The 24098-nt window shown below is 46.4% G+C and carries 28 protein-coding genes and 1 riboswitch; of the genes, 16 read left to right on the top strand and 12 right to left on the bottom strand.

The features are described from left to right. Positions 1-238: 238 nt before the first annotated feature. A complete protein-coding gene (gene speD / locus DESRU_RS16430; RefSeq protein WP_013843211.1) occupies positions 239-1042 on the bottom strand; it encodes an adenosylmethionine decarboxylase in 804 nt (267 codons plus the stop codon). Between the two features lie 313 nt (positions 1043-1355). On the opposite strand from speD, the gene DESRU_RS16425 reads away from it, so the two are divergent. Continuing rightward, the gene (locus tag DESRU_RS16425) at positions 1356-1907 is read left to right on the top strand and encodes an NADPH-dependent FMN reductase (protein WP_013843210.1); all 552 of its coding nucleotides are present in this window, start codon (positions 1356-1358) and stop codon (positions 1905-1907) included. Positions 1908-2148: 241 nt separating this feature from the next. On the opposite strand, the gene DESRU_RS16420 is transcribed toward DESRU_RS16425, so the two are convergent. Together DESRU_RS16420 and DESRU_RS16415 are read right to left on the bottom strand one after the other, a co-directional pair. Next, positions 2149-2724: a bifunctional transcriptional activator/DNA repair enzyme AdaA gene (locus DESRU_RS16420; protein WP_013843209.1), complete on the bottom strand. Its 576-nt coding sequence runs from the start codon at positions 2722-2724 to the stop codon at positions 2149-2151. Beyond that, positions 2721-3206, bottom strand: a complete 486-nt coding sequence (locus tag DESRU_RS16415; RefSeq protein WP_013843208.1) for a methylated-DNA--[protein]-cysteine S-methyltransferase — start codon at positions 3204-3206, stop codon at positions 2721-2723. The genes DESRU_RS16420 and DESRU_RS16415 overlap by 4 nt, the downstream gene beginning before the upstream one ends. A 224-nt stretch (positions 3207-3430) precedes the next feature. On the opposite strand from DESRU_RS16415, the gene DESRU_RS16410 reads away from it, so the two are divergent. Next, positions 3431-4063, top strand: coding sequence for a DNA-3-methyladenine glycosylase family protein (locus DESRU_RS16410; RefSeq protein ID WP_013843207.1), 633 nt, complete (start codon positions 3431-3433; stop codon positions 4061-4063). A gap of 144 nt (positions 4064-4207) precedes the next feature. Then, on the top strand, positions 4208-5530 hold the full coding sequence (locus DESRU_RS16405) for a stalk domain-containing protein (RefSeq protein ID WP_013843206.1): 1323 nt from the start codon (positions 4208-4210) through the stop codon (positions 5528-5530). A gap of 141 nt (positions 5531-5671) precedes the next feature. On the opposite strand, the gene DESRU_RS16400 is transcribed toward DESRU_RS16405, so the two are convergent. The 9 genes from DESRU_RS16400 to DESRU_RS16360 form a co-directional block, all read right to left on the bottom strand. After that, positions 5672-6532 (bottom strand): Nif3-like dinuclear metal center hexameric protein, encoded by an 861-nt coding sequence (locus DESRU_RS16400; protein ID WP_013843205.1) that lies wholly within the window; start codon positions 6530-6532, stop codon positions 5672-5674. Between the two features lie 215 nt (positions 6533-6747). Next, complete coding sequence (locus tag DESRU_RS16395; protein ID WP_013843204.1) at positions 6748-7599, bottom strand: energy-coupling factor ABC transporter ATP-binding protein; 852 nt, start codon at positions 7597-7599, stop codon at positions 6748-6750. An 11-nt stretch (positions 7600-7610) separates the two neighbouring features. Beyond that, positions 7611-8378, bottom strand: a complete 768-nt coding sequence (gene cbiQ, locus DESRU_RS16390; RefSeq protein WP_013843203.1) for a cobalt ECF transporter T component CbiQ — start codon at positions 8376-8378, stop codon at positions 7611-7613. Then, entirely contained in the window at positions 8362-8685 is a 324-nt protein-coding gene (locus tag DESRU_RS16385) for an energy-coupling factor ABC transporter substrate-binding protein (protein ID WP_013843202.1), read from the bottom strand. The genes cbiQ and DESRU_RS16385 overlap by 17 nt, the downstream gene beginning before the upstream one ends. Beyond that, positions 8669-9358 carry an energy-coupling factor ABC transporter permease gene (locus tag DESRU_RS16380; protein ID WP_081462082.1) on the bottom strand — a complete coding sequence of 230 codons (690 nt, stop codon included), beginning with the start codon at positions 9356-9358 and terminating at the stop codon, positions 8669-8671. Before DESRU_RS16380 ends, DESRU_RS16385 begins: the two co-directional genes overlap by 17 nt. A 297-nt stretch (positions 9359-9655) precedes the next feature. Next, positions 9656-9839, bottom strand: a riboswitch (cobalamin riboswitch). Between the two features lie 247 nt (positions 9840-10086). Beyond that, entirely contained in the window at positions 10087-10962 is an 876-nt protein-coding gene (locus tag DESRU_RS16375) for a DMT family transporter (protein WP_041275460.1), read from the bottom strand. A gap of 74 nt (positions 10963-11036) precedes the next feature. After that, positions 11037-11765, bottom strand: a complete 729-nt coding sequence (locus tag DESRU_RS16370) for a helix-turn-helix transcriptional regulator (protein WP_013843199.1) — start codon at positions 11763-11765, stop codon at positions 11037-11039. Positions 11766-11883: 118 nt separating this feature from the next. Next, positions 11884-12996, bottom strand: a complete 1113-nt coding sequence (locus DESRU_RS20010) for a glucosaminidase domain-containing protein (protein WP_013843198.1) — start codon at positions 12994-12996, stop codon at positions 11884-11886. A 119-nt stretch (positions 12997-13115) separates the two neighbouring features. After that, the gene (locus DESRU_RS16360) at positions 13116-13406 is read right to left on the bottom strand and encodes an ATP-binding cassette domain-containing protein (protein ID WP_013843197.1); all 291 of its coding nucleotides are present in this window, start codon (positions 13404-13406) and stop codon (positions 13116-13118) included. A 227-nt stretch (positions 13407-13633) separates the two neighbouring features. Between DESRU_RS16360 and DESRU_RS16355 the strand changes: the two genes are divergently transcribed. The 13 genes from DESRU_RS16355 (at position 13634) to DESRU_RS16295 (ending at position 23965) form a co-directional block, all read left to right on the top strand. Next, positions 13634-14338: an N-acetylmuramoyl-L-alanine amidase family protein gene (locus DESRU_RS16355; RefSeq protein ID WP_013843196.1), complete on the top strand. Its 705-nt coding sequence runs from the start codon at positions 13634-13636 to the stop codon at positions 14336-14338. Positions 14339-14352: 14 nt separating this feature from the next. Beyond that, positions 14353-15165: a divergent polysaccharide deacetylase family protein gene (locus DESRU_RS16350; protein WP_013843195.1), complete on the top strand. Its 813-nt coding sequence runs from the start codon at positions 14353-14355 to the stop codon at positions 15163-15165. Between the two features lie 159 nt (positions 15166-15324). Beyond that, the gene (mntA, locus tag DESRU_RS16345; RefSeq protein WP_013843194.1) at positions 15325-15738 is read left to right on the top strand and encodes a type VII toxin-antitoxin system MntA family adenylyltransferase antitoxin; all 414 of its coding nucleotides are present in this window, start codon (positions 15325-15327) and stop codon (positions 15736-15738) included. After that, positions 15731-16177 carry a type VII toxin-antitoxin system HepT family RNase toxin gene (gene hepT / locus DESRU_RS16340; protein WP_013843193.1) on the top strand — a complete coding sequence of 149 codons (447 nt, stop codon included), beginning with the start codon at positions 15731-15733 and terminating at the stop codon, positions 16175-16177. Before mntA ends, hepT begins: the two co-directional genes overlap by 8 nt. 328 nt (positions 16178-16505) lie before the next feature. Next, positions 16506-17429, top strand: coding sequence for a TIGR01777 family oxidoreductase (locus DESRU_RS16335; protein ID WP_013843192.1), 924 nt, complete (start codon positions 16506-16508; stop codon positions 17427-17429). A gap of 387 nt (positions 17430-17816) precedes the next feature. After that, positions 17817-18470, top strand: coding sequence for an ABC transporter permease (locus DESRU_RS16330; protein ID WP_013843191.1), 654 nt, complete (start codon positions 17817-17819; stop codon positions 18468-18470). A 24-nt stretch (positions 18471-18494) separates the two neighbouring features. Beyond that, complete coding sequence (locus tag DESRU_RS16325; protein WP_013843190.1) at positions 18495-19421, top strand: glycine betaine ABC transporter substrate-binding protein; 927 nt, start codon at positions 18495-18497, stop codon at positions 19419-19421. Positions 19422-19514: 93 nt separating this feature from the next. After that, positions 19515-20261, top strand: coding sequence for an ABC transporter ATP-binding protein (locus tag DESRU_RS16320; protein WP_238446316.1), 747 nt, complete (start codon positions 19515-19517; stop codon positions 20259-20261). Between the two features lie 115 nt (positions 20262-20376). Then, positions 20377-20565: a rubredoxin gene (locus DESRU_RS16315; RefSeq protein WP_013843188.1), complete on the top strand. Its 189-nt coding sequence runs from the start codon at positions 20377-20379 to the stop codon at positions 20563-20565. Positions 20566-20773: 208 nt separating this feature from the next. After that, the gene (locus DESRU_RS16310; RefSeq protein WP_013843187.1) at positions 20774-21289 is read left to right on the top strand and encodes a ferritin; all 516 of its coding nucleotides are present in this window, start codon (positions 20774-20776) and stop codon (positions 21287-21289) included. A gap of 197 nt (positions 21290-21486) precedes the next feature. Next, positions 21487-22446, top strand: a complete 960-nt coding sequence (locus DESRU_RS16305; protein WP_013843186.1) for an ABC transporter substrate-binding protein — start codon at positions 21487-21489, stop codon at positions 22444-22446. Then, positions 22443-23213 carry an ABC transporter ATP-binding protein gene (locus tag DESRU_RS16300; protein ID WP_013843185.1) on the top strand — a complete coding sequence of 257 codons (771 nt, stop codon included), beginning with the start codon at positions 22443-22445 and terminating at the stop codon, positions 23211-23213. Before DESRU_RS16305 ends, DESRU_RS16300 begins: the two co-directional genes overlap by 4 nt. Then, positions 23210-23965, top strand: a complete 756-nt coding sequence (locus tag DESRU_RS16295; protein WP_013843184.1) for an ABC transporter permease — start codon at positions 23210-23212, stop codon at positions 23963-23965. Before DESRU_RS16300 ends, DESRU_RS16295 begins: the two co-directional genes overlap by 4 nt. The last annotated feature ends 133 nt before the right edge of the window (positions 23966-24098 follow it).

Below are 24098 nucleotides of genomic sequence, written 5' to 3'. Positions count from 1 at the left end.
TAGCTAATAAAAATTAATGTTTTAATAAGTTAAATATTTAAAAAACTAAAAATTGCTAATCGTTTTTAGTGAAAAGGCTTATTTACAGAGTATTTTATTAAAAAGGCCCTGAAATGCAGGAGACCTTTAACCCGCCGGGTTAAGGTCTCTAAAAAGTTTAAAGATAGGATTCATATTAAGAATTTCAGGCAGTTGGTTTTCCGGGGTGCCCTATGGCCAAAGAAAGACGGTTTGTGTCTTAGACTTTCGGAATATTTCTGCCGGCGAAAATTTCAGCCATTTCTTTTTTTAACCTTTGTTTGATTTTTTTCTTTTCGCCGGGAAGCAATTCTTTCTTGGCGGTGCCGAAAAGATAGTTTTCCAGATCAAATTCCTTTAATATCATCTTGGTGTGAAAGATATTTTCCTGATAAATGTTCACATCCATCATTTGGTACAATTCCCGGGTTTCACCGGCAATATAGTTTTGAATGGAGTTGATTTTATGGTCCATAAAAAATTTTTTGCCGTTTACATCCCGGGTGAAGCCCCGTACCCGGTAATCAATACTTACAATATCGGAGCTAAAGCTGTTAATCAGGTAATTCAGAGCTTTTAACGGGGAGATGTGACCACAGGTGGAAACGTCAATATCCGCCCGAAAAGTACTGATGCCCTTGTCCGGGTGGCTTTCCGGATAGGTGTGGACGGTAATGTGGCTTTTATCCAGGTGGGCCACCACCGCATCGGAAGCAGGGGACCCTTCAAATTCGGACTGGTCCGAATCCATCTTTCCTTCGGCAATCAGCATGGTAACGCTGGCTCCCTGAGGATCGTAATCCTGCTGGGCAATATTTAAAATATTGGCCCCGATGATGTTGGATACTTCCTTTAGGATATTGGTTAACCTCTCCGCGTTATATTCTTCATCAATGTATTCTATATAAGCTTTCCGGTGTTCCGGGGTTTTGGCATAACAAATATCGTACATATTAAAACTCAAGGTTTTGGTCAAATTGTTAAAACCATATAATTTTAATTTTTTAAAAGCTTTAATTTCCATTTTTTCTCCTTGTGATTCGATGTTGTCTTACCTTATTTTTGCCGGATGACTGTAATTCTTTCTGAATAATCTTCAGAAAGAGCTTCTGCTTTTTTTGTACACCCATTACTTTACGATATATTGCAGCAAGCTGCAATATGCAACAAGGGTAGTTGGGGCAAAAGTTTTACGGAGGCCTGATTTAAAATGTGACAAGAAACTAAAAAAACAACTACGTTTTAAATAAAGTAATGGGATATTGCTGACCGGATGTGGTAAATTTAGAAATATATAGCTCGTCCAAATGAGATAATAACGTTGAGGAGGCTTAAAAATGACCATCCATATTCTTGGTTTTGCCGGAAGTTTGCGGGAAGGTTCCTACAACCGGGCGGCTTTGCGGGCGGCCCAAGAGCTTTTGCCGGAGGGAGTCACCCTGGAGATCTTTGATTTATCCCCCATTCCTCTCTTTAATGAAGATGTAGAGAAGGAAGGTTTCCCGGAACCGGTACAGGCTTTTAAAGAGCGGATTGCAGCGGCGGACGCCCTGCTCATTGCCACTCCCGAGTATAACTATTCCATTCCCGGCGTATTAAAAAACGCCCTTGACTGGGCTTCTCGTCCCCCGGGCCAATCACCCCTTAACGATAAACCGGTGGCCATCATGGGCGCCTCCGCCGGGTATTTCGGTACAGCCCGTGCCCAGTATCACCTGCGCCAGATGTGCGTCATTCTGAACATGCATCCCATAAATAAGGAAGTTTTTATTGCGGGGGCAGGCGATAAATTTGACCCCCAGGGCAAGCTGGCTGATGAGAGGTCCCGGAAGGGAATTTCCCAACTGTTGCTGGCCTTAAAGGATTGGACCCGCAGATTGCAGGGCTAAATAGACAGGCCAAAGATTAATTACAATAGAACACGGATTTAACGGATTATACGGATCCTCACGGATTTTTAAATAAAGATTTAAAAATCCGTGAGGATCCGTGGCAATCTGTAAAATCCGTGTTCTATTATTTTTTTAAAAATAAAGGACCGATGTAAAAGAATCTGGAAGAATTCTTTGCATCAGCCCTTTGGCTTTTATTTCTTAAGTTTTTGACCAAAGTGTGGTGGAGACCGACTCCCTATTCTTTGGGGGGCGGGTTTTTAAACTGACTCCGGTATTCCTTGGGAGACAGTCCCGTTTGCTTACGAAAGGTTTCAAAAAAGGCCGACAAGGTCTTGAAACCCACCTCCAAACCAATTTCCATGGTGCCCATGGACTTTTGCTGCAAAAGTTCTTGGGCTTTATCCATTCTTATTTTCGTAACGTACTCTTTGGGAGTGCAGCCCGTATGTTTCTTGAACAAGCGTTGGAAGTGAAAGGGGCTGACCCCAAGCCGGCTGGCTGCTTCTTCCGAAATTTTAGGGTTGGCGTAATGAGTTTCCAATAAATCACGGGCTTTTCCGATAAGATGGCCTTCAGGGCTGTAATAAGATCCCAGGTCCGGCCTGCACCGCTTGCAGGGCCGGAACCCATGGGCGATGGCTTCATCATAACTCTCAAAAACAACTACGTTTTCCCGGTTGGGAACTTTGGACTTACAGGAAAAATGGCAAAAAATCCTGGTTGTTTTTACTGCGTAGTACAACAGGCCGTGATAACGGGAACTGCAGGATAAAATCTCATGCCACAGTTCATCGGCAAAGTCCTTGATCATTTTATATCTCCAGGGATTATTTTCTTCTCGTGTTCCAGCAGCCATTTTTTCCGCCAGACGCCGCCGCCGTATCCGGTCAAATCCCCCCGGGCACCGATCACGCGATGGCAGGGAATGATGATATTGATACGGTTTTTGCCGTTGGCCTGTCCCACAGCCCTCACGGCCTTTGGATTGCCGGTGGCTGCGGCCACTTCCCGATAGGACCGGATGGCCCCAAAGGGAATGGCTTGCAGTGATGACCAGATCCGTTTTTGAAAGTCAGTGCCCTGGGGGATCACCTTTACCGAGAATTTTGTCCGACGCCCCTTGAAATATTCATCAAGCTGCTCTGCGCACTGTTCCACACAGGCGGGCAGCCTTTCTGCCGTCCCATCCTCCCATTCATCCACATACAGAATGGAGAGAATGCCGTCCTGGGTGCCTTTTATTTCAATGATCCCAACCGGGGATCCATAATATTTGGCGTATACCTTACCCATACCATAACCTCCCAATAAAAAAATGGATAGCAGCTTTGGTTCACTTAATCTTAGTATAGCATTACAAAAATTATTTTTCGTCCGGATTTATGCTGTTTAATTAAGATACAGGAAAAAGGACCATATATTCTAGGTAAGGGAAGAGAAACTGGCAATTAAATCATACAGGTTTTTGCAGGGCAGGGTGGAATGTATCAATATAAACCCATTACAAGGAGATGAAAATGGCAAGCAATCAATGGATCTTTCATCAAGACATGGATGCCGTGCAATACCTTATGGCCTCGGATGCCAGACTGGCGGCTTTGATCAAAGAGATTGGCGATTACACCTTGGTTTTAAGGGAAGATTATTTTGCTTCCCTGGCTAGAGCCATCATCGGCCAGCAGTTATCCGTAAAGGCGGTTGAAACCATCTGGATGCGAACGGTACATCTTTGCGGCGGACAGGTTGGTCCTGAATCCCTGACAGAGTTAACAGAGGAGCAGTTGCAGGGTGCCGGGCTGTCCAAAGCCAAGGTTTCTTACCTTTGGGATCTGCAGCAAAAAATATTGGCTGGGGAGCTCTGTTTTAAAGAGATTTGCCATCTGTCCGATGAAGAGGTAGTGACCGCTTTAACCCGGGTCAAGGGAATCGGCAGATGGACGGCGGAGATGTTTTTAATTTTCTCCCTGGGGCGGTCGAACGTGTGGGCTGTTGATGATGTGGGACTGCGCAGGGCAGTCAAATGGCTTTACCGCTTGGACGAAACACCCACCGGCAATGAAATGAAGTCCTATGGAACCCGCTGGTCGCCCTACAGCTCGGTGGCCTCTTTGTATCTATGGGAAGCCATTAACCGAGGTCTGGTAAAGTAAAAAATAGTGCCGGATTTTTTCTTCGCCCTGGGACTTATTTCTTAACTAACGAAAATATAGCCCCGGAGGCAGGATTTATTATGCTAGGGGCAGAAAAATGAAAGACCGTAATTTAAAATGTTGAAAGGATGATTGGCGATTCGTTTGAATAGGATTTTAACCGCCGGCGTATGTTTGGGGTTGCTGTTGTTTTCTTCTTCACAGGTTATGGCCGCCGCCGGCCAGAATGTTGAGATTGTCATTAACAATACGCCGGTCGCTGTGCAACCCGGAGACCAGCCCGGGATCGTACTGTCCGGAAGAACCTATGTACCCCTGAGGATTGTGGGTGAAAATCTGGGCGCCCGGGTGGAGTTTATTAATGAAACCAAGCAAGTTATCATCATCAGCAGCGGCAATGTGGCGCCCCTGCCGGGCCGTTCCGACGGGCAAAGTAAAGAAGTAGAAATTGTCATGGACGGCAAGGTTCTTGATATTCCTCAGGATTATGGGAAACCCTTCATCCAGTCCGGGAGAACCCTGATTCCTTTGCGGGCGGTGGGGGAAGCCCTGGGCTGCCAGGTAAACTGGGATCAGCAGCGCCGTTTGGTGGAAATCAGCTCCGCGCCCGAAGTCTCCCAGCCGGAACCTGAAGATGAGCCGTCCCCGGAGATAGAGCCTGCGCCTCCGGTTCCCAGCCAGTTGCTCCGGGAATTAGCCGGCTACCGGACCAATATAAAATTGCTGGACGGAAGAGTGATCAGTTCTGAGGAACTGCTCAACCAGGATGAATCCGGTTTCAGTCCAGAGCAGTTGGAGCAATTTAAAAAGGCCGCCGCACTGCTGTCCCAGTACAGTCCAACCTTTAAAATTCCCGGAGGAGCCCAGTGGGCCACGGCGGACCTGACCATCATGGGAGACCCGGTGGCCACGGCGGACCAGTTGAGGGCTTGGATTGCTGCTGAGACTCCCCGTCTAAAAATTAAAATGGAGCAGCAATACGGGCGAGAGCTGGTGCCCATACCGGATCTGGCGGAACTCTATATTAAAATTGGCAAAGAATATGGCATCAGGGGTGACCTAGCCTTTTGCCAGGCCGCCAAGGAAACACACTACTGGCAGTTTACCGGGGATGTGCAGCCTGACCAGAATAATTACTGCGGTTTATGGGCTACCGGCGCCGCGTGCAGCGGCCAGGAGCCTTTCAACGGGGCGGATCCGGACGGAGTGAGGTTTGAAGAGGGTGTGCACGGGGCTATCTTTGCCACGCCGGAAATTGGCGTGGAAGCGCATATCCAGCATCTTTATGCTTATGCTACCAGGGATCCCCTGCCTTCCGGCAAGATTCTTTATGACCCTAGGTTTAGCCTGGTGAGCCAGGGCATTGCCCCCACCTGGCAAAAACTGAACGCCCGCTGGGCTGTGCCGGGTACCACCTATGGTCAAAGCATCATCTTTGATTACTGGTTAAGCGCCTTGAAATATTGATTCATACCAAAGGCCTCCACTAAGGAATAAACAGAAAAACTTAAATAGCAGTGCCAACGACAGTATTATCAATTATAAAGTCAAGCCCCTTGAGCAAGAATCAATGCTCAAGGGGCTTATTCGTGGAATTAAACTGGTGCCTTATAAATCTTTCAATGAGTATTTTCCCTCTAAAAATTTTGTTTCCAAGCCTAAGCTGTTGAAATAATCCACCATTGCTATGCAAGCAAATTTCTCAGTAGAATAATGGGTCGCTCCAATAACATTAATGAACTGATCCTTTGCAATTCTGTGAAATTCCAGCGTTGGTTCAAAATGCGGCAGAGGTTTGGTAAATCCGGTAAGATAAAGATTGATTTCCATTTCTGCAACTTCTGAAGCGACAAAGGGATAACTGCCTCCGCCGGACGCAATAGCCACCAACCCATTCTTTATGGTTTTTTCTCCATATTCATACAGCTTTACCTCATGTCCCACTGTTTTTCTGACAAGCTCCGCGAAATCCTCGGTCCGTTCCAGTGAGGTGCGGCAAATAACGCCAACCTTGGTTTTCTCATCATACTGGCAAAAAGGTTTTATGATTTTCAGTCCTAAAGCCTTTGCAAAACATACCGAGGTGGAATATTTACTATAGTTATCCAATGGAGTGTGGAGCATATAAAAAGAAATTCTACGTTTTTTCATTTCCGACAAATAAGACAGCGGAATATCATAAAAGGGAAATCCTTCATCCGACGCAATGTATTCCATTGCATGGTGAGAAAACAGCAAGACATCCGTTTCATCACGATCTATAATCTTCTGAATGATTTCCTTATCTGGAAAGGTCGCCGTATATACTTTGTTGATAGTTTTAGCATTATCTAAAACCAAACCCATATATTTCGTTTTGAAATCTGGAGTAATAAAATCATTTTCAAGATTCATAAAACTCCAATCATCATTCATGTTTGCAACATCGAAATCCTCCTCCAGCTTTTTGTATAATTTACTAGCTTTCATAATTTACACCTCCAAACACTCCAGTTTATTAATGAGCAAGTAACACCCGTTATTCTTAGGAATTCTTCAACATAGACTATAGACTTAATATAAAATGATTATACATTGGCATTCCAGGAAATCAAGGGTGCGCTAATATAATTGCCTAAATGACCGTAATAAACAGAAGGCTATCGTGCTTCGTAACGATAGCCTTCTGTTTTATCTTGATGTTTTTAATCCTTTATGGTTGGAGCCAAAGCCTCAATGATTTGGGACAATTGCTTTTTGTTTCTGGGTGGTTTTATTTCTTCCTTAAAATAGCCCCACTTTTTAAACTCCTGGTAAATTTCTAAGATCAAGGGTTTGCAAAGTCCTGCTTTTTTCAGTAACGGTTCGTCCTGAAACAATTCTTCCGGGACGCCTTCTTTAAGGATCATTCCGTCCAGCATGACGTAAATGGATTCCGCCCAGGCATAGGCCATTTCAATGTCGTGGGTCGATAAGATTACGGTGGTTCCTCTCCGGGAAAGCTCATCAATTAAATCCATGAGTTGTTTCCCGTGATAGGGGTCCAGGGAGGAAGTGGGTTCATCCAGGATAATTACCGAGGGCTCCATGGCTAAAATGCCCGCGATGGAAACTCTTTTTTTCTGCCCGTAGCTTAAAAAATGAGTGGGCTTCTGCACCAGATGGGAAATATCGGTATCCGCCAGGGCTTTTGTCACCCGGGCCCTTACTTCCTGCTCCGGCAAACCCAGATTCAGGGGGCCGAAGGAAACCTCTTGAAAGACGTTGGCGGAAAAAAGCTGGCTGTCGGCATCCTGGAAGACAATGCCGATATTTCTGCGAAGTTCCATTAGAGAAGAGCGGTTGTATTTTATTTCCCTGCCCTTAAAGAGTATCCTGCCCTGGCTGGGTTTTAAAATACCGTTCAAATGCAGAAAAAGGGTTGATTTACCCGCCCCGTTGGGTCCAAGAAAGGCCACTTTTTTTCCGGATTCAATTTTTACGGAGACGTCCTTCAGGGCGGCTGTGTCATCCGGATATTGGAAAGAGAGGTTTCGTGTTTCTAAAATTGTTGACATGATAAATTCCTTTAAATGAAGAATAGTAAACCCAGCAGAAAAAGTTCAACCATAGCCATTCCTGCCAGATTCTTTTTAGAAAATTGAAATTGGGGCTGTAAAACTTTTAATTCCCCATCGTAGCACCTGGCTTCCAGAGCGGTGTAAAGATCCAGGGAACGCCGGTAAGAACTGATAAAAAGATTGGAAACCAGATGCCCCAAAGAACGGTAGCCGCCCCGCAAAGTGCTGTAACCCAGCCGGGCCTTTTGAGAAGTATAAATTTGATCGGCGGTTTCCAGCAGAACAAAAATGTAACGGTAAATCAGGCTCATCAATTCCAGAAAAAGAGACGGAACCTTTAATGATCTCAGGACGCTGATGATTTCCGGCAGCGGGGTGGTCAGAGAAAGAAAATACAAACAGGAAACAGCCCCCAGAGATTTAAAAAATAAGCCAATGGCCGTTTCCAGACTCTGAGCGGTAACCCCTAGGGTTGCGCCGAATAGGGTAATAGCCCAAAGAGCTGAACCGGAATTCTGAATTAAGGTTATGGCCACGGTGGCTGTGCCAATGATCAAAAAGGAAAAGGGCAGCAGCAGAAGTTTAAGATAAAAGGCCAAAGGAATGCCGCCCTTTAAAATGAGGATCCCCGCCGTCAGTAAAAGGATCAGCAGGGGAACCGTCAAGGAAGGCGAGGCTAAACAAAAAACCATGTTGATCACGGCAAAGCAAAATTTTTCCAAAGGATGGGTATTGGTCAGGGGACTGCAGTAAGCGTATTTATCGATGTATAGCATCCTTATGGAGTCTCCTCCCACGGGCATAACCAAGGAAATAACAGATGAAACCGGCTCCTAAGGCAGCCTGCAGAGCAAATAACAAGCTCTCGATTTCTCCGCTGGGAGGCTCCCAAAGAGGTTGAAACCAGGGCTGGTAGTCCGGGTTTACCTGGGTAATGATTTCTTCCGCCTGACCGTCGGCCCCGCCGAATTCCGCACCTTGAATGGTAACCAGGGGGATAATGGCCAGGAGGATAACCGCTGCCAGCAGAATAAAGTTGGTTAATCCTGTTTTTTTAACGCTTTGCTTACCGGTGGTATCCATATAGATCCTCCTTTTTGGTTAGAAGGGACAGCTCTTTGAGTTCTTGGCTGCTGTAAGTGGTCAGAAGGTTAAAGATTAATACCGTTAGTAGTCCTTCACTAATGGCCAGAGGGATTTGGGTTAAGGCAAAGACACCCATAAATTTGGTGAAGGAAGCCATCAGGCCGCCCACTTCGGCAGGAAAGGCCAGGGCCAGTTGGAAAGAGGTGGTCACATAGGTCAGCAGGTCGCCCAGGAAAGCTCCCAGAAAAACGGCCAGCCACTGGGGACCGCTCAATTTTCTTACCAGACGGAAAACACCGTAGGCCACAAAGGGACCTACTACAGCCATAGAAAAGACATTGGCGCCCAGGGTGGTAATGCCGCCGTGGGCCAGCAGCAGGGCCTGGAAGATCAGCACAATACAGCCCAGGACGCTCATGGCCGCAGGACCAAATAAAATGGCCCCCAGACCGACTCCGGTGGGATGTGAACAACTGCCGGTAACCGAAGGGATTTTCAGGGCGGAAAGAACAAAGGCAAAGGCTCCGGCTACCCCCAACAGCATTTTTAACTTGGGTTGTTCACGAAGGACCTTTTGGATGGACCGAAGGCCCCAGATAATAAAGGGGAGGGACAGGGCCGCCCACAACAGACACCATTTAACCGGCAGAAAGCCTTCCATGATGTGCATGGCGTAAGCAGGTTGCGGTATAAAAAGAAAGAGTGCGGCCAATAAGATGACAGGGAATAAAATTTTACTGGACAGAAGAATACCTCCTTTGCAAATGCAACTGGTCTTGGCGATAAAATAGACTGCCCGCTCCTTTAGGCCAGCGGGCTTCGGTAAAATTTCTACCCTCCTTCTTGATAAAATCAAAAAATAAAACCTTAACTCTCCCGGGAGAATTAAGGTTTGCCAGGCATACAAAAATTAAGTATAAAGCTTTTGTTTGCTGCCGCGCCCAACTGTGTACCTCTCCTCGGGAGGTTATCAGTTAAGTGTTAGGCAGGTTTCCTGACTTATGGGTCAATGCATTTTTCTACCTTCCCAGATCACTCCAGTGGTATTTTAGAAAATGCTCGCCATTTACAGTGGCCGGACCGTTCGGGACTTGCACCCGATTCTCTTTTAAATCCCCTTGCATGGGATCACCCAACACTGCTATGTAATTGTCCACTTTATCATAGCACATGCGTTAGGTCATTGGTAGTACAACCTGTAAACTTGTTTTAGGTTAGTCCTTGTACCTGTAAAGACCAAAGCTGCGGGGGACAACCAGAGTAAGAGTGGAACACGGATTGAACGGATTCTACGGATTACGCGGATTTAAAAAAGTTTAACAATCCGCGTTCTATTGTTTTTTATTTCTTCTTTGGCGCTGGATTATTTTGTACCGTTGTGTTCGGCCTTACAGCCCGCTAGTCCCGCTGCCTCATGTTAAAATACACCCCGGCAAGGATGAATAAGCTTCCTAAAAAGAAGGAAGGAGTTAAATGCTCGTTTAAAAAGAGCCAGCCCAGCAGGCTGCCCACCACCGGCTGGAGAAAAAAGAAGGGTCCTGCCTGGTGAGAAGGGAGCAGGGATAATCCCTTATTCCAGCTAAAGAAGGCCAGGGCGGTGGCAACCAGTCCAATGTAAAGAACGCTCAACAGAATGGGTCCTTGCAGCAGGTCTTTCATCGACCAAGCCTGCCATTCAAAAAAGATGGTGGGCAGGGTCAGGATGGTGGCTACCAGAATCCCCCAGGTTGTAATTTCCAATGAGGAATGATCAGCGGAAGCCTTGCGGGACAGTACGGAATAATAGCCCCAGAACAAGGCTGCCAACAGCAGGGAGATATTTCCCCCCAGGGTACTGTCTCCGCCACCGCCGCCAATGACAATCATCACGCCGGCAAAAGCAACCGCCATGGACATCAATTGCTTAAAAGACATTCTTTCCTTTAAGAGAAAAACCGCAAATAGGGAAAGAAAGACCGGAGACAAGGTGGTAATCACCGCACCCATGTGGGCCGAAGAAAGTTTTGTACCGACAAATTGGGCGGCAATGGAAAGAAAGTAGCCGATAAAACCAATTTGAAACAAAAGGCCCCGGTTCTGCCGGGGGAGAGTAAGTTCCTTGCGCTGCCAGCAAATGAAAACTAAAAACAGCGAAGCCGTCAAGTAACGCAGAAACAAAAGGGTAAAGGGCGGGATGGTGTCCAGGGCGAATTTGCTGACCACATACATACCGCCCCAGATGCTGGCGGCCAAGGATAGGTAGATGGCGCCCTTGAAAAGGTTACTCAAAGTCATTCCCCCATATTTTGTACGATCATGCAGTTATTATAACTAAAAAGAGGAAGGTCTTTTTTACCGCTTTTCAGGTTTTATTTAGCGGATCTTTGCATCCTTTCCCGGTAGGCGGCGGGGGATATTTTTTCCTGCTCTTTGAAAACCCGGCTCAAGGTAGAATGGTGCTCGTAACCTACTTCCTGGGCAATTTGCAATACCGGGAGGCTGCTTTCCGCCAGCAATTCTTTGGCTTTGTTGAGTCGCAGATTTTTAATGTAGGCCATGGGTGTTTGGCCGGTGGTTTTCTGAAACCAGCCGCAATAATAAGCGGGATGATAATGCTCCAGATCCGCCAATTGCTGCAGGGTAATTTTTTGGTGGTAATGCTCATGGATAAACTGAATGGATGGGGGCAGGCAGTCCTCCAGCAAAAGGCGGGAGGCATAACGAAAAAGCTCGTGGATGCCGCCCGGCCCCTGTGCGGAATCCGCTTCATTTAACATTAATAGACGGAGGGCCTGCCAGCGGGGATCCAGGGATTTATACAGTCCGCCGTTGATTTTTTTTATCTCCTGAGGAGAAAGGAAAAATTCAGGGATATCCAAAACTAAAAATTCATTGTGATCCTTGGAATGAAAGGTATGATCACAAAAGGGAGGGAAGAAAAAGAGATGATCATCCTTTAAATCGGCGTTGTAGATTTCCGTCTGAATGCACAGCGTGCCCTGAAGGGGCAGAATTAACTGGGCAAAGGTGTGGGCATGGGTATAGCATTGTTCGGTATATCTTCTGCGCTCACAAAGAATTCTTGTCAAGCTGCCCATATCCCATCGCCCCTTTTCTAAAATGGATTTACAAGTTATTATATCATGCTTACAGGACCAGGCCGATCCCTTGGTCCGGGGTTTATCATGTATACATGGGTATAAAAAGAGAGACGGCTTACCGATCGGTAGCCGTCGTTTCTGTTTTTAATTCCTCCAGTATTTGCCGTACGCCGGTCTGCCAGTTCTGATCCTCGGAATATTTCCGGTTAATCCAGGAAATGGCATCTGCCGATTGGGGCCTGTCCTGGCTTAAATGAATCAAGGTTACCGCGGCGATATTGGCGGAGTCGTGAATGTCGGTATTGTATTCCTGCCAGCTCCGGTATACGTTAAAGGGGTTGTTGGCAATCTGCCGGGCGTGCTGATGGCTGCGCGGAACAAAACCCTGTTCCTGACCGGTGATGGCAAACAGAAGCAGGGGGCTGACATTATGCTTTTTAGCGGTTTGAATGATGGCCGAGAAATAAGGCTCGTCGGCCAGGAGAGAGTTTCTCTTGTTTAAGAGTGTTTTTAGTTTTCCGTGATTGAAGTCCTCATATCTTAATTCAACAGGCAGGGGGCTGTTTGGCTCTTCGGGAGGAGGGAGGACGGCTGCTTGGGAATTTGAAGAAACAGGCAAGCCGATTTTCCAAACCATCATTAGGACAAGGCAAAACAGGAAAAATGAAAGAAGCAGCATCTTGGGCAAAGCCTGTCCCAGCCATGGCACCGAAAGGCTGCCGGTCCAAGGGTTATTTTTCAGCATAGGATTTTCCGTATCCCAATCCGGTGTTTGACTTTTATAAAAACCTTGCAGAACGGTATCCAAATCCAAATGAAATAAATCCGTCTTCTTAGAGTTTACATAATCAACCACACTGGCCAGGGTATCCCGGCTTACCGTTGCTTCCTGCCGATGGTTAACCCAACTGGAAACCGTTTCTAAGCGGGATTCCTGTTTTCCGGACAACAGGAGAGATACGGTCAAGACATCACCGGCATCAATAGCCAGAGTCTCTGAAGAGAGAGCTCTTTTTAAAATGCAGGTGCGAATCCGGGCTCGCTCCTGATCCTTAAATTTGGGAACATGCTGATCAATTTTCTGATGAATATAATCAGCCAAAAGGGCAGCCCGCATTTTTGCATCCGCTTTCGGGTATTGCCGGGTAATGGATTGACGAAAAGAAATAACGTCCTCTTCACTGAGAACCATCTGATTTTTTAAGTTTTCAACCATTTTTTTAATCATAATTCAACATTCCAAGAGGAGAATTCGTATTCATAGAATTTTACATTATTTTCGATCCTTTTAAAACCCTTCTATATTAATTAAGTACTGGTGAATTCTGGTCCGGAGGCAGGAATTTTTTATGTTGGTTGATAACCAACCGGTTTTTTAGTTATTTTGAGACAAGAAGTATCTCCGGCTTGGCTCAGATTTTCACCATTAAAAAACAACTCTCCGCTAGAAGGTAAATCCATGCCGCCCACGATATTCAGCAGCGTACTTTTCCCTGAACCACTGGGTCCCAAAATAACCAACAATTCTCCCTGGTAGACTTCCAGGGAGGTTTCTTTCAGGGCTTCAACAATCACTTCGCCCATAATAAAGGATCTGGTTACCTGATTTAGCTTCATTACCACCTTATCGTTCATCATTGACGCATCCTTTTTTTGTGGTTGTTTGGGGCGATTTCACCAATAATTCTTGAAAACATCCGATTTTTGCAATAATAATCCCATGATTGTAAGAAAATGTCTAGATGGATTATAAAAACGTAAGATATTAGAAAGAAAATCAAGTAAACCAAGAAGATCCCAAAAAGCAAAAGGGATTTTTTTAATGGTTTTGTTGGAATAATATTTTTTAAAAATGAGGTGAAATTGTGGGGCTGCGGGTCATTGTTGTTTTAATCCTGCTGCTGTTTCCAGGGCAGTGCTGGGCAGAGAGTCAGCCGGGACGAATTGTAATTGATCCAGGGCACGGGGGCTATGATCCCGGCGCCATACGTCAAGGGGTTGCCGAGAAGCAGATAAACCTTGAAATATCAAAGGAAATCATAAAGATTCTTAGGAAAGAAAAAGTTGAAGTGATGTTAACCCGATATGGCGATTACAACCATGCCATTCTTGGGTTACACGGCAAAGAGGCTAAACGGTACGATTTTAATCGCAGGATTGATATGGCCAAAGAATTCGGGGCCGATGCTATGGTCAGCATCCATGTGAATGTGAGCCGGGAGAGATGTTCCGGTCCGGAAGCCTTTTTTTATAAAAACTCGACTAAAAGCAAACTGCTGGCTCAGTGTATCCAAAAGGAATTGCATCAAATACCGGAGGTCCGGCAGCGTTCCATTAAGACCGGTAGCTATTATCTGTTAATCCATACCAATATGCCCTGTGTTATTGTGGAAACGGGTTTTATTAATAATCCTGGAGAAAGAGCCAAGCTGTTGGATCAGCAATACCAGCAAAAAATTGCCGCAGCCATATCCCGGGGAATCGTGGACTATCTGAAAAAGAAAGAAACCTCGCCACCGGAAGATGTCAAGGTGATGGATAAAATTAAAACTTTCCTACAAATCCAATAGAAAAGGTGAGTCATTTGAAACATTTACGAACCGCGGCGGGGATACTTCTGGTCTGTCTCATGCTGGGCCTGGGATACTGGGGTCTGCAAAAAAATATTTTTACTTCCAAAGCCGCCATAGAAAAAACTCAACCGGTCATGGCTATTGTCATTGATGATTTTGGGGGGGCGGATACCCACGGGGTAAAAGAATTTATGGCCATGGACATTCCCATAACCATGGCGGTCATGCCCAACTTAAGCCATTCGGTGGAGCAAAGCCGGGAAGCGCATCAGAGAGGACATGAAGTGATTCTGCACCAGCCCATGGAGCCGGTAAAGGGCAAGGCCTCCTGGCTGGGACCGGGAGCCATTGTATCCAATATGAGTGATAAGGAGATTAAAGCCACTTTCACGAAAAACCTTCAGACCGTGCCCTACGCCAAAGGATTTAATAATCATACCGGTTCCAGAATCACCAGCAACAAGGAAAAAATTATTCCCATGCTGGAAGTAGCCCAAAATAGAGGCTTATATGTGTTGGACAGCTTAACCTCCGTGAACTCTCAGGTAATCCCCGCAGCCAAATCCATGAATATTCCCTGTGTAAAAAGAGATATCTTTTTAGATGATGTTAAGAGCAAGGACCATATCCAAAAACAACTGTCCAAGGCCTGCAAGGTAGCCAAGAAGCAGGGCTTTGCAGTGGTTATCGGACATGTGGGACAAGGGGGAAATATAACGGCTGAAGCGATTAAAGAAGCCATTCCTTCGATTCAAAAAGAAGGAATTAAGCTGGTTCCCCTTTCGGAAATTGTTAAGTTGAACACGGGCAACGAGAAAATTTAGCGGAGGCAATGAACGCAAAAAGCTAATTGACAGTATATGGAATATAACATACAATAATTTTAAACGTATTTGCAGCAAAAGTCCTATTATTAACAAATAATAGGACTTTTTATTTAAATAAGATTGGATAATAAAGAATTTAGATGAAGGTGAATTAGTATGAGGGATTTAAACAGCGAATCTCTAACCCCAATATTTAAAAAATATCCGGATATTATTGCCGTATATTTGTTTGGCTCTTATATTGAAGATCAAGAGCATGCCGGAGATATTGATTTAGCGGTGCTGACGCTAAATGCTCCATTGAGTCCGGTAAACCTGTATATGGAGCTTTATCCGGATTTGGCTGAGTTACTTGGTCCTCTGGAAGTGGATTTATTATTCCTGCAAAAAGCCTCCCTGGCCCTGGCTTTTGAAATTATCAGCAAAGGAAAGGTTATTTACTCGTCGGACGACGATCTTCGAACGGACTACGAATATTTAATTTCCGGACGTTATATGGACTTTAAGTATCACTTGGATTACGGTTATAAAGAGTTATATGAAACCGTAAAGGAGGATTTAGATGTATAATCACTCTTTAATTTCAGAAAGGATTGGAATTATTACAAACTCGGTAAATCGGCTAAAACGTCTGGCAAATACACCGATGGAACAATTTCGGGTTGATGAAGACGCCATTGATATTGCGGAAAACAGACTGCGTAGAGCATTGGAAGCATTATTTGATTTAGGCCGCCACGTGGTCATTAAATCCGGCTTGGGGGTGCCGGTGGATTACCGCTCTGTCATAGAAAAATTAAGGGAAGCAAACTGTTTACCCGCTGATTTTGCCCAAAATATTGCAGGAATTGCCGGCTACCGGAACCGACTAATCCATGATTACAATAAGGTGACCCCGGAAGAGCTCTATGATTTAATGCAGAATCGTTTGACCGACTTAACCCAGTTCTGCAAATATATCATGGATTTTACATCAGGCAATAAAGAAGTAAATGGGTCATTTAAATAACCGTTACAAAAACTCCAAACCTAGCTGGTGATGATGCCTGTGATTGGCACTAAATATAAAACATTCTTAAAGGCGGTCAAGGTTTTGACGGCCTTTTAGCTTATTAGCGGTTAAACAAAATTAAAACAAAAACCGTTGTCTATATTTGTTTAAAAAACTTATTTTAGAATACAGAAAGAATATAAGTATTTTTAAGTAAATATTGTAGGATATAAGTAATCAATATTTAGGGATTTTTCAAGTTTTAAGAATTAAAATAATTCCCAGTCTAGCAATATAGAGTAGATGGCGTTAAAGAAAGGAGAGGATTGGGAAGAAGGAGGGTACAATGAATATTTTACTGGCAGGTGGAACGGGATTTGTGGGCGGAGAGCTGGCCGCAGCCCTCATCCTCCAGGGGTACCGGGTGGTCATTGTTTCCCGCAGGGATCCACCGCCCCGGCAGAAGGACATTTTTTACGCCAAACTTCCCGAAGGCGATAAGTTGTTTTCCCAGGATCTCATCGGGCAGTCGGATGCCGTTATCAACCTGGCAGGGCACAATATTTCGGCAGGACGGTGGACAACCCGGACGAAAGAACGGATATTGGAAAGCAGGCTGCGGATAACCCGTCAACTGGCGCAAAGTATTAAAAGAAATCAGACTGCGGGTCTTCCTTTTCCCCAAATCTTTATCAATGCTTCGGCGGTAGGTTATTATGGCGTCCATCCAACAGCGGCCTTTGACGAGGAAAGCCCGGCGGGAGAAGGCTTCCTGGCCAGGGTATGCCTGGAATGGGAACAGGAGGCCTTGGCCCTTGAGCCGGACGGGATCCGGGTGGTTCTTTGCCGCTTGGGAATGGTTCTCAAGGCCGGGGGAGGCGTCTTTGAAAAAATATCCCTTCCTTACCGGTTTGGTCTGGGCGGCTATATTGGAGACGGCGGACAGTGGTGTTCCTGGATCCACATGGAGGACCTGGTTGCCCTAATAAGCCTGGCCCTGGTGGATGAGCGATTCCGGGGTGCGGTAAACTGCTGCAGTCCTCAACCGGTGACCATGGCTGAACTGGACAGAGCCTTGGCCGGTGCTTTGGGCCAGAGGTCCTGGACCCGCCTTCCCGGATTTTTAGCCAGAGTGGTTTTGGGAGAGATGGCGGAAGAGTTATTGTTAAAGGGCCAGAAGGTCATGCCCAAAAAGATTTCGGAAATGAATTATCCGTTTAAATATCCCGATATTGCTTCGGCCATGTCCGCTCTGGTGAAAAGGTCATAAGTCCTTTCATCAAGTATCTGTTTTTGGTTAATATTATCTTTTGGGAGGGATCCATAGTGCAAGCAACCATTGAGATTATAGGCGCCATTCCGCCCAATAAGTTTGGCAAGCCCGGTTGACCCCCTGAAGGCTGCACTTCCGGGAGAAGTCAACTGTCCCATGATTATAAATTTATTGAAGGCGTTATCAAATGGTATTTTGGAGAACAGGTCCAGCTTTCTTACCGGTTTGACGAGAAAATCCCGGGAATCATGATTTGGGTGAACGGTCAAAAATTAAGTGAAAAAAGCGGACTGGAAGATCTGGTGGCCTATCTTGAGAGGTTGGGATTAAAGCGGCTGGATCATGAGGAGCAATAGATGTTGAATTGTATTTGGAGATATACGCATGAATTTTATTGTTAGTGTCGGACAATTAATGCTGGAACGCCAAGAACTGATTGGGCAAGCTTTATTGGAACACGTGGTCCTATCCCTGGTGGCGGTCTTCTTTATCACGGTGGCGGGTGTGCCCTTGGGAATTTTGCTCACCCGTGTAAGGAAGCTTGCCCAACCGGTTATTTTCCTGACAGGGGTTCTTTATACCATTCCTGTACTGGCGCTCTTTGGCTTTATGATTCCCTTATTGGGCATCGGTATAAAACCCACTCTTTTTGCTCTCTTTATTTATGGATTGCTTCCTTTGGTAAGGAATACTTATGTGGGCATTCTGGGGGTAGACAAGAACCTGATTGAGGCGGCCCGGGGGATGGGAAGCACAGATTGGCAGTTGTTGGTCCAGGTGGAGCTTCCCCTGGCTTTACCCGTTATTGTCGCAGGCTTCAGGACGGTTACGGTGATGACCATATCGGTGGCAACCATTGCCGCTTTCATCGGGTCCGGCGGTCTAGGAACCTTGATTTTCAGAGGGATTATGACTTACAATACGCAGTTGACGGTGGCCGGGAGTATATTGGTGGCCCTTTTGGCCCTGACCACCGATGGATTTTTGGCCTTATTGGAGAAGAAACTGCTAAAACGGACCCGGGGCAATGTAGTTTAATAAACAGGAACGGTTGGTGAAAAGATGAGAAAAAAGGCTTGGATAAAACTTCTGCTTTTTATAATGCCTTTGCTGCTGGTGCTTTCAGCCTGTGCCAGGACCGAAGCCCCAAAGGGCGGGGAAGAGGGAGAAGCAAAAATAAGAGTTGCCTCTAAACCCTTTACCGAGTCCTATATCCTGGCTGAAATCATGATGCAGTTGCTGGCCCAAGACACCAAACTGACGGTGGAATACAAAGCCATTGAGGGAGGCACTACCTCCATTCTGCATCCTGCTCTAATGAAGGGAGAAATTGATCTATACCCCGAGTATACCGGGACCGGATGGCTGGATGTTTTGAAAAAGGGAAATACTCCCAAGGATTCCCAAGAGCTGTACCGGGCGGTAAAAGAAGAATATTTAAAAGAATACAATCTGGTTTGGCTGCCGATGTTTGGGTTTAATAATACCTTTACCCTGGCCCTGACGGCTGAAAAGCAGCAAGAGGATCAGCTTAAAACCTTTTCGGATCTGAGCAAGGTAGCCAATCAGTATGTTTTTGGATCGGAGCCCGATTTCTTTGAGCGAAAAGACGGATATGAGGGATTGGTGCAGGCTTACGGATTTCAATTTAAAAAAGCTGAACAAATGGCCATTGCCTTGAAATACCCGGCCATTGACTCGGGCAAAGTGGATGTAATCAATGCCTTTTCCACCGACGGATTGCTTAAACGTTATAATATGGTGACTTTACAGGACGATAAAAATTATTTTCCTTCTTATTTCTGCGCACCGGTTGTGAGAAAGGATGTCTTGGAAAAACATCCGGAAATTGAAACCGCTTTAAAAAAGCTGGAGGGGCAGATTACCGATGAGGATATGACGGAAATGAATTATAAGGTGGACGAAAAAAAGCTGGACCCCAAACAGGTGGCCAAGGAATTCCTGGAGTCCAAGGGTTTGTTAAAATAAGCGGGGCCGGGCCATGGGCCTTGCACCCAGGGGGTGGCAACGGTATTACGCTTTGAAAAAGCTAGCAAAATATATGATGGAGGAAGGGCGGCTGTGGCGGAGGTTTCGCTGGAAGTACAGGCCGGGGAAACCCTGGCGCTGATCGGGCCTTCCGGATGCGGCAAAACCACCCTGCTGAAAATGGTGAACCGCCTGGTGGAAAAAACCGGGGGACGAATCCTGGTAGAGGGCAGGGAAGTGGCCCAATGGGACCCGATCCAATTGAGGCGCAGCATCGGGTATGTTATCCAGCAGATTGGTCTGCTGCCTCACCTAACCGTTGAAAAGAATCTTGGTTATGTCCTGAAGATCATGGGACGATCCCCAAGCCAATGTCGGCAGCGGGCGGAGGAACTTCTGGAACTGGTGGGATTGCCCCTGGAGCTTCTCAAAAGATATCCCGGGGAACTGAGCGGCGGGCAGCAGCAGCGGATTGGAGTGGCCAGGGCTTTAGCGGCGGATCCCCGGATGATCCTGATGGACGAGCCCTTTGGAGCCATTGACCAGATCACCCGGAATCAACTGCAGGATGAACTGCTGAAACTCCAAGCAAGACTGAGCAAAACCATTATCTTAGTTACCCACGATATTCAGGAAGCAATAAAATTGGCCGACCGCATTGCCATCATGAGGGAAGGGCGGCTGGAGCAGGTGGGAACCTTTAAGGAACTGACGGCTTCTCCTGCCAATGATTTTGTGGAGCTTTTCCTGCAAGCCAACTGCCCCTACGATTCCCGGAGCCGCCACCGGCAGAAAAGGGCCGCCTCCGGTAAAGTGCAGCCGGTAAGGATTGTGAAATAATACCTGGCTCCATAGGCTTATAGGATTTAAGGGAAAAGTAATTCAATTGCAATGGACTTGTTTTTATTGCTTGTTATGATTTTATATACAAAAAATTAGACAAGGAGTTGATAGAATGAAAAAATGGAAATGCAGTTTATGCGGTTATATTTATGATCCTGAAAAGGAGCGCCCGCCGGGAGAATTGGAGGGGGCGGCCCGATGTAAAAATATGGACGAGCTGGATGAACTGGTGGAAAGCTTTAAATGTCCCCAGTGCCATGCGGCTCGAATAGCCTTTAAACCCCATGAGGGCAATTTGTAGGTTTATTTCCCCGGTCAGATAATCAGGGGCTTTGCGCGTTGGGGAACATGAATGAGCCGCTTCCCAAATGGGGGAGCGGCTTTTTTATATTTCTTAAAAGAATATAATTTTGACAATGAAAATAAAGTGTAAGCAGAGTCATAAGCATGGTAAAAAAGTTTTTGTTGGGGAAGGATAAATTGGAAAATATTTTTGAGGGGGCAGATTCATGATTAGTGATAGACTTTTGGCTGAAATAAACCAACAGATAAAATATGAAATGTTTTCGGCTAACCTGTACCTGGCCATGGCCGCCTATTGCGCTGCGGAGGATTTGCCGGGGTTTGCCCATTTTTTTAAGGTGCAGGCAGAAGAAGAGAAATTTCATGCCATGAAGTTTTTTGATTACCTGAACAATATGGGCGGCAGAGTGTTGATGTATGGCCTGGATGAGCCCAATAATGAGTACCGTTCGGTGCTGGATGCCTTTGAACAGGCCTACAAGCACGAACAATTTGTTACCGGCCGGATTTATGGTCTGATGGATATTGCAGTGGAGGAAAAGGAACACGCCACCATCAGTTTTCTTAAATGGTTCATTGATGAGCAGGTGGAAGAGGAAAGTACCTTCAGCGGCCTGGTTAAGAGACTGAAGCGCATTGGTGACGACAGCAACGGCTTATACCTGCTGGATGTGGAGCTGGCCGCCCGGGTGTTTACGCCGCCCGCTGATGAACAGAAGTAATCCGTAACAAATCCCTGGCGGCAGGCCGGTACTGCTCCAGGGATTATTTTTTATTTGGCCAACCAACATAAAATTTTCCGGCAGGGTACCGGAAAGCTTTTCGGATGGAGAAAGTTCGGGAAATATGGAGGATTTACAATTCTAAAATAGAATTTTGTCTTAGATAATATTGCGAAGATTTTGAAGGAGTGAAAAACTTGTTTAAGTCTGTAAAGTGGTTCTCCCTGGTTCTAATTTTATCCCTTTTTACTATTTTGGTGGGGTGTTCGGACAAGCAGCCGGCCAAACTAAAGCTTGGCATGCTGCCCATTGCCGATAATTTACCCTTCTGGGTGGCGGAACAAAAAGGTTATTTTAAAGCCGAAGGTCTGGAAGTGGAACTCATTGATTTTCCCAGTGCCCTCGAGAGGGACAGTGCCTTCGGGGCGGGACAAATTGACGGGGCCATTGGAGACCTGCTGGCTGTGGCAGCCATGAATAACGCCGGCACCAAAGTAAAGGCCGTAGCGGTTGGCCAGGGGATTGAGCCCGGGGAAAACCGGTTTGCTGTTTTAGCAGCGCCCAATTCAGGCATAACCAGTGCGGAACAACTGAAAAACCAGCCCATTGCCATGTCTTTGAATTCCATTAATGAATACATTACCGATCAACTCCTGCTGTCCCAGGGGCTGAAAGCGGAGGAGATAAAAAAGACGGCCATTCCCAAGCTTCCGGTGAGAATGGAGGCTTTAATGAAGGGCACCGTTAAGGCGGCAACCCTGCCGGACCCCATGGCCACCCTGGCGGAAATGGGCGGAGCTCATTTAATTGCCGATAACACCAAGGAAACAGTGGCCCCAACGGTGGTCATCGTTCGGCAGGAAACCTTGGACGGCAATCTGGAAGGGATGCAAAAGCTGATGAAGGTTTATGCCAAAGCGGTTTCCGATATTCAGGAAGATCCCGGACAATATAACGATATTTTAGTGCAAAAGGCCAAGGTTCCTCAGGAGCTGTTGGCAGACAATACGCAAAAGCTTAAGTTTCATTACTCCCAACCGGAACTGCCGGCCACTGAGGATATCGATAAAGTGGTGCAGTGGATGCTGGATCATGATCTGTTAAAGGATAAACTATCCTATGAACAAATGGTGGACGGGCGGGTTCTGGAAAAATGATCGACCAAGGGGCCAGTCATGCCGCCATGGTCCGGGTAACGGAGCTTGCTTTTAACTATGGTGAGAAGGATTCCCGGGTTCAGGCTTTGCGGGATATTTCCTTTGCCATTCCCCGGGGCAGCACCTGTGCCATTATTGGACCATCGGGTTCAGGAAAATCCACCCTGCTTTATCTCCTTTCAGGATTGCTGGAGGGTTATAGCGGACAAGTGCTGGTGGATGGAGACCGGGTTTACCGGGGACGCCGGGAAACCGCTTTAATCCTGCAGGATCACGGGCTGCTGCCCTGGAAGAAGGTTTGGGATAACGCTGCCCTGGGCCTGGATATCCGGAAGGTGCCGGAGAATATCAAAAGGGAAAAAATCTCCGCCATTTTAAAAGAGCTGGGCTTATGGGAAATGAAGGACCGCTATCCTTCCCAATTAAGCGGCGGCCAGCGGCAAAGAGTTGGTATTGCCAGAGCCCTGGCTTTGGACCCGGATCTGTTGTTGATGGACGAGCCCTTTTCCTCCCTGGACGCCCTGACCCGGGAAGCTTTGCAGAAGCAGCTTCTTCACATCTGGTTAAAGGACCGGATTACCATTATGCTGGTAACCCATAGCATTGAAGAGGCCGTATTCCTGGGGCAAAAAATTATTGTTTTATCGGCTCACCCCGGGCGGATCGCAAAGATTGTGGACAATCCCAGGGCCGGAACCCCGGAATATCGCAAGAACCAAGAATTTTACCAAATGGCCACAGGGCTGCGGGAGTTATTGGAACAGTGAGCAACCAAGGTAAAAAAGCAAAATGGAAGGCTACCCTTCTTTCGGTGATCGGCCTTCTGTTGTTCTGGCAGTTTATGTCGTGGCTGCTGGACATCGGGGCGCTGCCGGGACCGGTTCCTTCCTTTAAAGCCTTCTTTTATGAAATGCTGGGTCCCCTAAAATATCATTTTTATATCAGCACGTACAGGGTACTGGTCAGCCTGGCGGTTTCTCTGCTGCTGGCGGTTCCCCTGGGCTTGTTTTTAGGGCGGGAAGAAAAATCGGACCGTTATTTTGCCCCCTTAATTTATATTGTTTATCCTATTCCCAAAATCGTTTTTCTCCCGGTATTGATGGTTTTGGCGGGCTTACAGGATCTTTCCAAAATCACTTTAATTATACTGGTGGTATTCTTTCAAATACTGGTTACCACCCGGGATGCCGCCCGGGGCATTAACCGGGAGCTGATTAACTCGGTTCTTTCCCTGGGCGCTACCCGTCTGGATATTTATAAACACGTAATCGGACCGGCAGTGATTCCCGAGGTGCTTACCTCCCTGCGCATTGCTTCGGGTACGGCCATTGCCGTTTTATTCACTTCGGAAACCGTAGCCAGTCAAGAAGGCCTGGGGTATTACCTGCTGGATGCCTGGTCCGGAATGTCCTATGATCATATGTTTGCAGGAATTATTGCCATGAGCCTGATGGGATTTGTTATTTACGTGGGTTTGGACTACCTGGAAAAAAGAGTTTGTCCCTGGAAATCCCTTTAGCCTTGATCGCACCCGGACCCCCGGGTGCTTTTCCTTTGGCCGCTCTCTTGGTTCAGTTTTATTCATTTAAGGATCATCCCTCAGTTATAAATAAAGAATTTCAATTGAATATTTAACTTTTTGTTCATTAAAT

The sequence above is a fragment of the Desulforamulus ruminis DSM 2154 genome, from assembly GCF_000215085.1.
Taxonomy (GTDB): Bacteria; Bacillota; Desulfotomaculia; order Desulfotomaculales; family Desulfotomaculaceae; genus Desulfotomaculum; species Desulfotomaculum ruminis.
The sequence above is the reverse complement of the archived record's forward strand: the minus strand, read 5'-3'. Positions and strand labels throughout refer to the sequence as shown.